This is a genomic window from Maribacter luteus (assembly GCF_009674825.1).
GTDB lineage: Bacteria > Bacteroidota > Bacteroidia > Flavobacteriales > Flavobacteriaceae > Maribacter_A > Maribacter_A luteus.
The window spans coordinates 1-12,411 of record NZ_WKJH01000018.1; the positions used below are offsets into that span (position 1 = coordinate 1).

At 39.6% G+C, this 12,411-nt stretch carries 6 protein-coding genes; 3 read left to right on the forward strand and 3 right to left on the reverse strand.

Annotated features, from left to right (window positions below; all coding sequences use genetic code 11):
- The 3 genes from kduI to GJ691_RS11440 are packed head-to-tail and all read right to left on the reverse strand — an operon-like array spanning window position 1 to window position 2,922.
- On the reverse strand, window positions 1-840 hold the full coding sequence (kduI, locus tag GJ691_RS11430) for a 5-dehydro-4-deoxy-D-glucuronate isomerase (RefSeq protein WP_154366983.1): 840 nt from the start codon (window positions 838-840) through the stop codon (window positions 1-3).
- A 39-nt stretch (window positions 841-879) separates the two neighbouring features.
- The gene (gene uxuA, locus GJ691_RS11435) at window positions 880-2,070 is read right to left on the reverse strand and encodes a mannonate dehydratase (protein WP_154366985.1); all 1,191 of its coding nucleotides are present in this window, start codon (window positions 2,068-2,070) and stop codon (window positions 880-882) included.
- Between the two features lie 21 nt (window positions 2,071-2,091).
- Window positions 2,092-2,922, reverse strand: a complete 831-nt coding sequence (locus GJ691_RS11440; protein ID WP_154366987.1) for an SDR family oxidoreductase — start codon at window positions 2,920-2,922, stop codon at window positions 2,092-2,094.
- A gap of 568 nt (window positions 2,923-3,490) precedes the next feature.
- Here GJ691_RS11440 and GJ691_RS11445 point away from each other — a divergent pair.
- From GJ691_RS11445 to GJ691_RS11455, 3 genes are all read left to right on the forward strand, one after another.
- The gene (locus tag GJ691_RS11445; RefSeq protein ID WP_154366990.1) at window positions 3,491-7,588 is read left to right on the forward strand and encodes a hybrid sensor histidine kinase/response regulator transcription factor; all 4,098 of its coding nucleotides are present in this window, start codon (window positions 3,491-3,493) and stop codon (window positions 7,586-7,588) included.
- A gap of 257 nt (window positions 7,589-7,845) precedes the next feature.
- Window positions 7,846-10,845: a SusC/RagA family TonB-linked outer membrane protein gene (locus tag GJ691_RS11450; RefSeq protein WP_154366992.1), complete on the forward strand. Its 3,000-nt coding sequence runs from the start codon at window positions 7,846-7,848 to the stop codon at window positions 10,843-10,845.
- A 21-nt stretch (window positions 10,846-10,866) separates the two neighbouring features.
- Window positions 10,867-12,387 (forward strand): RagB/SusD family nutrient uptake outer membrane protein, encoded by a 1,521-nt coding sequence (locus GJ691_RS11455; RefSeq protein ID WP_154366994.1) that lies wholly within the window; start codon window positions 10,867-10,869, stop codon window positions 12,385-12,387.
- Window positions 12,388-12,411 lie beyond the last annotated feature (24 nt).

Here is a 12,411-nt window from a genome sequence, read left to right on the forward strand (position 1 = left end):
TTATCTTAATTCCGTTATTTTTGCGACATCCATATCCCCATAATCCAAGTTTTCACCGGCCATACCCCAAATAAAGGTATAGTTGGATGTTCCCGATCCACAGTGGATAGACCATGGTGGGGAAATGACCGCTTGGTTGTTTTGCATCCAAATATGACGTGTTTCCTGGGGTTGCCCCATAAAATGGCATACGGATTGCCCTTCAGGTACATCCATATAAAAATAAACTTCCATCCTACGGTCATGAACATGTGCCGGCATGGTGTTCCATACACTTCCTGTCTTAAGTTCCGTCATTCCCATTTGCAGTTGGCATGTTGTTACAATACCGCCTATGATCATCTGGTTCACCGTTCTATGGTTCGCCGTTTCCAGTGAACCTAATTCTAGTTTATTCGCCTCTTCCAAGCTTACTTTTTTCGTTGGATACGTTGTGTGGGCCGGTGCAGAGTTTATATAGAACATCGCAGGCTTTTTAGGGTCATCGCTTTTAAAGACAACATCTTTGGCTCCCATTCCTATGTACAAAGCATCTTTGTGCCCTAATTGATAAGATTCACCATCTATGTCAACACTTCCATTATCCCCTACATTAATGATTCCCATTTCACGTCTTTCCAAGAAAAAATCAGCTTTCAATGGGTCAATGGATTCTAATCTTAAAGGAGCTTCCGGAACTGCTGAACCGGCGATATACCGGTCATAATGGGAATAGGTCAGATTGACCTTACCCTTTTGCATCAAATTGGAAATTAGGAATTCATTACGTAATTCCGTTGTGTCATACTTTTTTACGGCTTCTGGACTTGAAGCATACCTGGTTTCGACTAATGTTGTCATTTTACTATTATTTTTTGTTTTCTTACAGTTCGATAAAAATTATTCGTTGAACAAGGCTCTGCGTATACCCCATTCAAGACCGCGAAGCTCTGCCAATCCCCTTAACCGGCCTATACCCGAATATCCTGGATTGGTCTTTTTACGTAAATCGTCTAGCATTTTGTGACCATGATCGGGACGCATTGGCATACGCATATCTTTTCTACCTGATGATTTACGTTTTTCATGTTCCGTAATCAAAGCTTTCATAACATTGTACATATCAACATCACCTTCTAAATGGTTTGCTTCATGAAAATTTCCATTGGCATCCCTTTGGGTACTGCGAAGATGGATAAAATGTATGCGATTGCCTAAACGTTCCACGATACCGGGAAGGTCATTGTCCTTACGGACACCAAAAGACCCTGTGCAGAATGTGAGTCCGTTATTTGGGCTATCGACAGCCTTATAAAGTTCCACAATATCCTGTTCGGTGCTCACTACCCTTGGTAGACCCAAAATAGGATACGGAGGGTCATCAGGGTGTATACACATTAAAACCCCTGCTTTTTCGGCGGCCGGGATTATATGCCCCAAAAATTCGAATAAATGCTTTTTCAACTTTACTTCATCGATAGCATCATACGCTGCTAAAATGGAGTTGAATTCTTCCAAGGAATATCCTTCCTCGGCACCTGGAAGCCCTGCTATGATATTATTCGTCAATTGTTGTTTGCCTTCTTCAGACAAATTTTCAAAATAATCCTTTGCAGCAACTACTTCCTGTTCCGTATAGGTTTCTCTCGCTCCTGGCCGTTTCAATAAAAACAGTTCAAAAGCTGCAAAAGCGGCAGCTTCAAATCGCAAGGCCCTGGAACCATCCTTTACCTCATAGTCAAGATCGGTCCTTGTCCAATCCAATACGGGCATAAAATTATAGCATACAATGTCTATCCCACATTCCCCCAAATTCAAGAGGGTTTGCTTATAAGTATCGACATATTGCATATACCCTTCAGCTTGGGTCTTTATGGCCTCATGGATGGGAACGCTTTCAACGACCGACCAGGTGAGTCCAGCAGCCTCTACTTCCTTTTTTCTTTTCGTGATTTCCGAAACCGTCCATACCTCTCCGTTCGGAATATGATGCAAGGCGGTAACCACTCCCGTAGCACCCGTCTGTCTAATATCTGATAGGGATACTGGGTCGTTGGGCCCATACCATCTCCAAGTCTGTTCTAAAGTCATTCGTATTATAATTCTAAATTATTAAACCCCACTAAAAGCACTGAAACCTCCATCTATAGGTACTACAACACCTGTAACAAAAGAGGCGCCCTTATCACTCAACCATAGTGCCGTACTTATTAAATCCTCAGGTTCTCCAAAACGTCCCATGGGTGTTTGACCTATGATCGTATTCCCCCTTGGGGTCAACTCACCATCTTCCCCTAACAATAAAGCCCTGTTTTGATCCGTTAGGAAAAATCCCGGTGCCAAGGCATTTACACGTATCCCTACTTTGGAAAAATGCACTGCCAACCATTGGGTAAAGTTCGATACAGCAGCTTTCGCCCCACTATAGGCCGGAATTTTGGTTAAGGGTGTAAAGGCATTCATGGAGGAAATATTAAGGATACTACAATCCTTTCTTCCAACCATGTCCTTGGCAAATACCTGAGTGGGCAATAGCGTTCCAATAAAATTTAAATTGAAGGTGAACTGGATACCGTTAACATCCAAATCAAAAAAAGTTTTAAAGCCTTCCGTTGTTTTGAGTAAATCCTTTTCTTCCAAATAAGGTTCGCTTGTGGTTCCCGAAGGATGGTTGCCCCCGGCACCATTGACTAAAATATCACACGGTCCCAATTGACTATTGACTTCTTTTTTTGCCAATTCGAGGGATTCTTTCTCCAATACATTGGCAACCAAACTTATAGCGGTACCTCCTTGACCATTGATCTCATCAGCTACTTTATCAGCGGCCTCTTTTTTTAGGTCCAAAACCGCAATTTCATTACCTTCTTTAGCAAAGGCCTTGGCCAATGCACTTATTAGAACCCCACCGGCCCCTGTTAACACGATTACTTTTTTATCCATTACTAGATTCGTTAAATTTTAATGCTTAATTAAGGATGGACTATAAAAAACTATAGTATTCCATCAAATTTCCCTGTTTTAAATTAAACAAACGAACTATCCACGTCAACAATAGTACATAAAAGGGATAAATGAGTTCATTTTTCAGATTTTAAAAGTACCGAATGCCATTATTCTAACCATCCTGCAATATCTTGTTTCACATTAAATAAAAAGTATGGGCCTTATGATATACTTTATTGTGTTTGAAAACATCGCTAAATGATTGTATACTTTAAAACTTATAATTCAACATACTAAACATATTTTCGATAACAATCATGCCGATTTGGGTTGCATTGCCCGATAAGACTCCTCTGGCTATGGAATACAGCCACCCCATCATTGTAAAAGGACTTATAAGCCATTATATTATGAAACAAAAAATTAATAAATTTCGTAGTAACTGATGATAACATAAAAAGAATTATCACATTGAAAAACGTTTAAAACAGATCAATCTAGTAATTTAGTAACCTTGTTAGACGACTCCCGAACGAAGTTATTTATATAATGGGCACAAATTAATATGAAGTCTTTTACTACTATCTTTCTTCTATTATTCGGATTGACTTTCGGTTACGGACAATCCGTGCCCTATAGGTTCAAGAATTTAAATACCTCAAATGGGTTATCGCAAAGCTCGGTTATCGCCATTGAACAAGATTCTTTGGGTAGGATGTGGCTTGGCACCAGAGATGGATTAAATCTTTATGATGGTAATGAGTTCAAGGTATTCAGAAATGATTTAAACGACTCTACATCAATCAGTAATAGTGATATCCTTGCCATTACAGAAGACACAAATGGTTATATATGGATTGGCACCTACAATGGTCTTAACCGGTATGACCCGAAAAAGGGTATCTTTAAAAGATACTTTCATTCCATTGATAAAAACTCCTTGGGCAATAATACAATTTGGGCCATTACCGAAATTCAGAATGGTGAAATCTGGATTGGAACATCCAATGGTCTTTCAATATATAATAAGATATCAGACAGTTTTACCACCTTATATGCCGATGATGATTCCGATACCTCCCTACCTTCAAACTATGTACTCAGTATTGTAGAGGGGAAGAATGGTTCTATTTGGGTCGGTACTTCAAAAGGATTTTGCAAGGTAACAAGGGATAGTAACGCACAGGTCGGTTTTCAATGTTTATCTCCTCATAACCGGCAAGATGAACTTTTTGTCCAAGTCATTGCATCTTGTCAAGAAAACATACTTTGTATTGGCACCAAGAACATGGGAATGCTGAAATTCGATATAGCATCTGAACATTTTCTTACAAATCAAAGCTTAGTTGAAGATGATGATATTAGGGCGATCACAAAAAGCAATCAAGGCGAAGTATGGGTAGGTACCTCAAAAGGCATAACGCTAATCAACGATATAGGAGAAATACAAAAACTGGTCTATAAGCCTTATGAAAATGGTAGCTTAAGCCATGACTATATCAAATCCTTGTTCACAGATAAAAAAGGTTCAATTTGGATAGGATCTTATTATGGCGGGGTTGATATTTGGGACAAATCCAATACCAACTTCATTAACTACGGTGAAATGTCCAGCATATATAAATTAGGGCATAAAGTTGTCAGCTCTATTGTTTCAGACAAAAGTAATCAGGTTTATTTTGGTACGGAAGGTGGCGGTGTCACCATTATTGATAATGTAGGTCAAAATATAAGATATCTTAATGCCTCCAATTCAAATACACTGTTAACCGATAATGTAAAATCACTTCTTATTAATGAAAATCGGTTATGGATAGGCTCATTCGACAAAGGAGTGGAAATATATGATATCGCTCGAAAAAAATTTGACAAAAAATTGCTCTCCAAAGAATTTAGGTCATTATTCTTCAATACAGGAATTTATGCCATTAAGGAAGGTAAAGATCGTGAAATGTGGATCGGCACTTTTGGGGAAGGCCTGGCAAAATACGACCTAAGCAACTCAAATTTAAAGGTTTTTAAGAACGATCCAGAAAATAGCAAAACCTTATCGAGCAACAGAATACGTTGTTTAATAATCGACAAAAAAGATAATGTTTGGGTCGGCACACAAACTGGACTTAATCTAATACCATTCAACAATGGTGCATATAAAGATGACGATATAATCCATTTTTTTTATGACAAGATTACCGAATCAGGTGATGATATTCTTACGATATTCCAGGATTCGTCAAATGTAATATGGGTAGGAATTCGCGCTAAAGGGCTTTTTCGATTCAATGGAGAGACCTTTGAACGAATACCGATCAGAAGCGGTAAAAAGGTAACCTCAATCTATGCCATTCTCGAGGATGATGACCACGCATTATGGATGAGTAGTAACCAAGGCCTTTTGAGGCTGATACCAAAATCGGGTGTTTTTAATATATATACCGAAAATGATGGACTAATAGGAAATGAATTCAGTAGTGGTGCAGCTTTAAAAATAGATGGATCAAAGTTCTATTTTGGGGGACCTGCAGGAGTATCCTTTTTCAACCCCAAAATCCTGGCGCACAATGATTTTGTCCCTCAGGTAATTCTAACCGACTTCAAGATCAAAAATAAATCAGTTTCACCTAAGGACAACAATGGCATTTTAGAGCAGACCGCTCCCTTCACCAAGGAAATTGAGTTGGAATACGATATGGCAAATTTTTCCATTGACTTTGCCATTCCCAATTTCATCAACCCCAGTAGCAACCAATACCAATATAGAATGGTGGGTTTGGATGAAAATTGGACCACCACAAATCAAACAAAGGCTAATTTTACGATACAAAATCCGGGTAATTACATTTTCGAGGTAAAAGGGGCCAATAACGATGGGATTTGGAACAGTACTGGCACTAAATTACGGATTAAAGTAAAACCCGCTCCTTGGCGGAGTGCTTGGGCTTTTGCCCTTTATGGGATTTTAATACTTAGTGCCCTCCTAGGATTGGGGCACATTATTCGTTCACGAACAAAACTGAAACACAAACTACAGTTAGAGTATTTGGAAGGTCAGCGAAACCAAGAAATCAATGATGCAAAGCTCCGTTTTTTTACGAATATATCACATGAATTCCGTACCCCATTGACTTTGATCACCGGTCCATTGCAACAATTATTGTCTGATTATAATGGAAGTAGCTTTGTGTATAAAAAACTATTGGTAATTGAAAGCAATGCCAATCATTTATTACAATTAATCAATAGATTAATGGATTTCAGAAAGCTTGAACATAATCATTTCAAACTAGAAACGGCAAAAGGCAACATTGTGAAATTCTCAAGGGAGATATACCTTTCTTTCAGCGAATTTGCAAAGAGCAACGGCTATGAATATACATTCCTTGTTGACAAAGACCCCATTCTAGTTTATTATGACAGACCCAAATTAGAACAGGTTTTTTACAATTTGATTTCCAATGCATTTAAATACACCCCAAAAAACGGGACCATAGCCATCGAGATCAGTAAGGATGAAAAAAATATCACAATTGATGTAAAAGATTCAGGACCGGGTATTCCTATCGAATACAGGGAAAAAGTATTTGATCGATTTTTTGAAATACCAGAGTATACGAAAACAAAAAAAGGTCAAGGTACCGGAACGGGAATCGGACTCTCGATAGCCAAGAGTATTATGGATCTCCACAAGGGCTCAATTTCAGTATTGGAAAATCCAGACAACGGGGGAAGCATTTTCAGGATAACATTGCCTTTGGGAAAATCACATCTATCCGAAGATGAAATTATCAAGGACTTTAAATTCAGTGATGATGTAGGGCTCTATACTTCACAATTAAAACACCCCATTCCCCAAACACCTTTAATTGCGAATGAACTTTTGGTGGATCTAGAAAAAGAAACCATATTGTTGGTAGAGGATAATGTTCCTTTGAGAACATTCATGAAAGACCTGTTAAAGGACAATTATAACGTGATTGAGGCTGGTGATGGGGAAGAAGCCTTGAAAAAAGCTTTAAAATATGTTCCATCGTTAATTGTTTCCGATGTGATCATGCCGGTAATGGTGGGCACCGAACTATGTGCCAAAGTAAAGGAAAATCTCAAGACCAGTCATATTCCAGTTATATTACTAACTTCTAGAACCTCTTTGCTCTACAAATTTGAAGGACTCGAAAGTGGAGCGGACGACTATATAAGTAAACCCTTTAATGTTCGGGAATTTCAATTAAGGGTCAAGAATTTAATAGATTCTTCAAAAAGATTACGAAATAAATTTTCAGACGATAAAAGTTTCTCGCCCAATGAAATTGTAATTTCCTCAGTAGATGAACAACTGTTGAAGAAAGCTTTGCAAATTATTGAAGATAACATTGCCAATGATCAATTTGACATACCTACCTTCAGTTCCGAACTAGGAGTAAGTAGAACCTTATTGTTTACTAAGATAAAAGCATGGACAAACTTTACCCCAAATGAATTCGTACAGGAAATACGAATGAAAAGGGCTGCCGATCTATTAGAGCAAGACAAGCTTAATATATCCCAGATCAGTTATCAGGTAGGGTTTAAGAACCCTAAATACTTCAGCAAGTGTTTCACTAAAAAATATGGAATAAGTCCTTCTTCTTACGCAGATAAATTCTCTACAAACTCCTTGGATTAGCAGGGAAAAAACTCCCTAAAAGCTTCAGAATAAGGGAATATGTACTTTTTTACCCCTATTTTCGGATTTCCGAACTTCTGTTTAATTCTAATTTTGATGCATGGGAATGAACAATTCAAAGGCAAGGATATATGAGATTATTTTAGTTCTCGTAATACTGGGTCTTGGACTGTTGATTATCTATTTAAGTTAACTAAACTCAAAAATCAAAACTTATGTTTAAAACAAAAATGAAAAAATGGGTTAAAACTTGCCTTATGGGAGTTTTCACACTCGTAAGTTCCTTGGGACTTGCCCAAGAAAGGACCGTCACGGGTACGGTAACTGACACGGACAATGTTCCTGTTCCAGGGGTCAATGTTGTCATCATGAACACTACCAAAGGAACAGCAACAGACTTTGACGGATTGTTTCAATTGGAAGTATCCAGCGGGGATATTGTTCAATTTTCTTATTTGGGGTACGTTACCCAATCGGTGACCATCTCGGACCAAACCCAGTTGAATGTTGTATTGGTAGAGGACCAGAACCAATTGGAAGAGGTCGTTGTTGTAGGGTATGGTTCAAGGAAAAAGAGTGATATAACAGGTTCTGTATCATCGGTCAAGTCCGATGAATTGAATGCCTTTCCATTGGCAAGCGCGGAACAAGCCCTTCAGGGTCGGGCTGCAGGTGTCGTCGTCCAGTCCAATAACGGTGGTGAGCCTGGAGCTCCTATTAATATTAAGATTAGGGGAAACACTTCTATTAATGCAAGTAGTGCTCCACTTATAGTAGTAGATGGTTTTGTTGGTGCTACTATGCCTCAGTCGAACGACATACAGTCAATGGAAGTCTTGAAAGACGCATCGGCAACTGCCATTTATGGTTCCAGAGGCTCGAACGGAGTTGTATTGGTAACTACTAAAAAAGGTAGAAGCGGTAAATTATCTGTCGAACTAAATACCAATTATTCCATTCAAAACACAGCGAATGAACTAGATCTTTTGAATGCTGATGAATTTGCGGCATTTCAAACCGCAATAAATCCAGGGTATACCCAAGGCTCTACCAACACCGATTGGCAAGACCTGTTATATAGGTCCGGAAGTACCCAGAACCACCAATTTTCTTTCTCAGGTGGAAGTGATAAAATAAACTTTTATGCTTCCGCTACCTATTTTAAACAAGAAGGTGTCATCATAAATTCTGAATTTGAAAAAATATCATTCTTATCAAATATCGATGCACAAGTAACTGACAAATTAAAATTAGGGTTTAATCTTTTCGGCAGTAGAGGGGATAAAGATGGGGTTCCTACTCAATCGACTGGTGAGACCGCAAATGGCGGTGGGGACGATGTGGTTTCATTGATATTCAGATTCGCACCGGATTTAGGTGTTTTAGATGAAAACGGTTTGAACACGATTAATTCCATAGGGGACAATGTCGACAATCCATATGCAATTGCCACAGAAGGCATAAATAAAACAAAAACTGATAATTATAGGGCGAACCTTTATGCCAACTATGAAATCTTGAAAAACCTCACCTTTAAAACCACCTTTGGCTTTAGTACGGCCAATGGCACCGAGGGTGTCTTTAGACCGTCTACCTTGATTACAACGGCCGGCGGCAGCACGGGAGGAAGAGCCACGATCGATAATTACAAAAGAACGAACACATTAAGTGAGAATTACTTGACCTACAGTGCGGAGATAGGGAAAGGGAATTTAACCTTATTGGGCGGATATTCGTATCAAAAAACTTCCACGGATAGAAATTCGGCAGGGGCCGAAGGGTTTACTTCAGATTCCTTCTCTTATTATAACCTAGGATCTGGAGCCACCCAATTGATACCTACATCATCTTTTTCGGAAACAGAGATTCAATCCCAGTTCGGTAGGTTAAACTTCGATTATGATGACAAGTATTTGGTAACGGCCACGGTAAGAAGGGATGGTGCGTCCAATTTCGCGGAAAACGAAAAATATGCCATTTTCCCATCAGGTGCCGTAGGATGGAAAATTTCCAACGAAAAATTTTTAAAAGACAGTGATAAAATTTCCAATTTAAAACTAAGGGCAAGTTATGGTGTAACCGGTAACCAAGCGATTGCCGCGTACCAGTCATTGGCTAGTTTCGGTTCGGTCTTTACCCCTATCAATGGCAGTACGGTAATAAATGTTACCCCCAATCAAGTAGCCAACCCGGATTTGAAATGGGAATCATCTTACCAGACAAACATCGGTATGGATTTAGGGTTTTTCGATAATAGGATATCCCTTTCATTGGATTATTACAACATAGACACCAAAGATCTTATCATAGAGGACTCCAGTCAACCACAATATTTAGGTTTCTTAACTGCGGCCAGTTTAAGAAACGTTGGAGAGGTCAATAACAAAGGGTTTGAAATCACCTTGAATACAAGAAACATTATCAATGATAATTTTAGATGGACCACGGATTTCAATTGGGCCACCAATAAAAATGAATTTGTCGCTTTATTGGATGGACAGGATATTTTCCAAGATGCCTCCCCTGGATATTTCAACATTCCACGTACGCATGTCCTAAGAGAAGGTGAAGCAGTCGGCGTCTTTTGGGGATATGAATACCAAGGTGTCTACCAAGGTGGTGATCTACCAGCAGGTACGGCCATTTTCGAAGGGGCCGAAGCTGGTGACCAATTGTTTACGGATGTACCTGACGAGGATGGTGTGACCGATGGCGTGATCACGACCGATGACCAAAAAATAATAGGGGATCCCAACCCTGATTGGACCATGGGTATCACCAATAATTTCTCATATAAAAACTTTGATCTAAGCATCTTCTTTCAAGGTTCTTACGGTGCGGATGTCATGAACCTTACGAATGTTCAGTTGTTCAATGGCGATTCTAATGCAACTAGGGAGATATTAGACTCATGGACACCAACAAACACGGACACCGATATACCCCGCGCCAAACTTAGAGGGAAACAGATCACTTCTCGTTTTGTCGAAGATGGCAGCTATATTAGATTGAAAAATATTGCTTTAGGATATAATTTACCTTCAGATATTACCGAAAAGTTAGGTATGCAAAATGTTAGATTGTCTCTAAGTGCACAGAATTTGTTGACTTTTACGGACTACTCCGGTCTAGACCCTGAAGTAAGTTATGGGGTTGTAGGCCAAGACAGTTCGGCAAGCAACACGACCAATGGGTTTGATTTCGGAAATTACCCAACTGTTAAATCTGTGAATTTCAGCGTTAATTTAAAATTTTAATCAACAGTTAAAACATACAAAATGAAAAATTATAAATATATATTCTTATTGGTAGGTTTATCGCTAATAGGATGTTCGGATTTGGAAGAAGAGCCGATTGGGCTATTGGCCCCTGATGGTTTCTTCAACACTACAAATGATATACAGACAGCGGCAAATGCAGCTTTCGGACATATGACCCATGAAGATTTTTGGGGAAGGAAAATGTCCTTAACACTTATGTTGCGCGGGGATATGGTGGCCATCGGTGACCCAACAACATCAACACAAAGAATTGAACATGATGTCTTCAATGTTCCAGCGGATAATGGAATGATAGATGGTTATTGGCTCAGGGTCTTTCAGATCATAGCGGCCGCCAATCAGGCAATCGCCGGTGCGGAAGATGTTGATGTTGCCGAAGAAATAAAAAACCCCATAACCGCACAAGCTTATTTTGCTAGGGCGTTCGCGAATTTCCATTTGGTAAGGCAATTTGGGGACATACCTTATCTAACCGGCCCCATAACGGATTTAGAGGCAGCCAGTTCTATAAGTAAAACTCCGGCCGCTGAAGTCTATACAAACATCATAGCGGATTTAGAATTCGCCAAAACATGGTTACCTAATAAACAAGTTGCAAGGTCCATCCCCGCTAAATCTGCAGCACATTCCTATTTGGCTTTGGTGTATTTGACTATGGGCGAATACCAAAAAGCATATGATGAGGCCAAAGGTGTCATTGATAATGAGGGCACGTACAATTTAGGCTTGGAAACTGATTTTCAGGATTTGTTCGATGCTACTATAATAGATGGCTCAATAGAACCGATATTCGTGCTGGATTTTATCGGCGTAAGCGATGGAGATGACGGTAGGGATTACCAAGCCGCATTGACCGGACTTAGGGATGATGAACAATATGGCCTTGGCGGAGGCTGGTCGGTCGCAGTGCCTTCTCTTGAAGTATATAACACTTGGGATGGACGAGATTATAGAAAAGCCGTAAGTTTGGACACTACAGCGGTTTTTGACGGTATCACCGTACCTTATACCGCTTTTAAAGAAAGTGGCGGAAGTGGGAGAGGTGTAAATCGACCTCATATCGCTAAATACACTCGCCATATAGGAGTGACAGCAACAGGGAACGGAAGAGGTTCAGAGCAAAATTATATGATGATGCGATATGCCGAAGTGTTGCTAATTGCGGCCGAAGCATTGAATGAAGTAAATCCTGGAACAACAGAAGCTGAAGGTTATATTAATAGGATAAGGGAGAGGGCGAGAAACGGTAATGGTTCCGAATTTCCTGCTGATGTTTCGGGGTTATCTCAAGATGATTTCAGAACCATGGTGTTGGAAGAACGTAAATGGGAACTTGCTTTTGAGTTTAAAAGATGGTATGATATCGCCCGAAGAAAACTGGGAGTGGAAGTTTTCAATGCCTCGGGATTGGAAGGAGAAAAACCGAATTTCGATCCGGCACAAGATTACCTTCTGCCGATTCCCGCAGATGAATTAGCAAGAAACCCTAACTTGGAACCCCAGAACCCAGGGTACTAAACAAATTTCAATACTAAATACGGC